General features: G+C 51.2%; 1 protein-coding gene and 1 pseudogene. Both read right to left on the minus strand.

Going from position 1 to position 1,165, the window contains the following annotated elements:
- Window positions 1-982, minus strand: a 982-nt coding sequence (locus KIV40_RS28485; RefSeq protein WP_285352580.1) for a TrkH family potassium uptake protein, incomplete at its 3' end; no start/stop codon positions are given.
- Window positions 983-1,002: 20 nt separating this feature from the next.
- Window positions 1,003-1,165 (minus strand): annotated as a pseudogene (gene trkA, locus KIV40_RS28490) (Trk system potassium transporter TrkA); the annotation flags it as partial.

Consider the following 1,165-nt stretch of genomic DNA (forward strand, 5'->3'; position numbering starts at 1 on the left):
GCAGTGCGCCCCAAGCGGTGAAGTCTTCCAAGCAAAAACCTGTCGTTGTAACCACAGAGACGATGTTAAACATCGACACGCGCAGCGCATCCATCACGGTGTAGCCATCACGAATCACCAGCCACATTGATATGACAGCGCTTGAGACCAGAAACAGGTAGGTGAAGCCGCGTACTTGAGCATCTTTATAGAGCGGTGTGAGTTTGCGTCCACGTAGGGCACTGACAAACAGCAGGAAAGGCAAGCCGCCTAGGAACATGAATAGGGTACCAACCCAGTGCGCACTGTTTGAGAAGTGGTTCATCGAGCCGTCAGAGGTCGAGTAGCCACCAGTCGAGAGCGTGGTAAAGGCGTGGTTGATGGCATCAAACATCCCCATACCTGCAAACAGGTAGCTGATAAAGCACAATCCGGTGAGTACCAGATAGACGGCAACGATATTCTTGGCGACGGTTTTAGCGCGTGGGCTACTTTTATCAGACCAGTCTGATGATTCGGTCTGGAACAGGCGCATACCACCAACGTTGAGCATCGGCAGTACCGCCACCGCCATCACGATGAAGCCAACACCACCGAGCCACTGCAAGATAGAGCGCCACAACAAGATACTTGGTGCCATGTTATCCAGCCCACTGAGTACGGTTGAACCCGTAGTCGTAATACCCGACATGGTCTCGAAGTAGGCATCGGTGAAGCTGATGTGGTTAATGAATACAAACGGCAGTGCAGCAAAGGCGCTGGCGATGGTCCAAACCAAAGAGGTAATCAGGAACATGTCCCTTACCCCAAGACGGAAGTGCGCGGTTCGGCCTAAGCTCAGGCAGATAAAGGCGATCACATGGGTGATCACCACTGATTGACCGAACTCTAGAAAGCCGCCCGTTCCTGTAAAGAAAGCTACCAGAGTCGGCACATACATAAACAGAGCGAGCTTGGAGAGCACCAACCCAATAACCAATAGAATGGGGCGTAAGTTAACCATGATGTTTTACTGGTGCGTTCTTATAGGAAGAACGGACTCGGTTGGAATAACGACTCAACGTCTGGGACGTATTTTTTATCAACCAAGAACATCACCACGTGGTCATCTTGTTCGATTACGGCTCTATCGTGGGCAATAAGTACCTCTTCGCCACGTACAATTGCACCAATGGTAGTGCCCGGT

The organism is Vibrio sp. D173a, assembly GCF_030248475.1.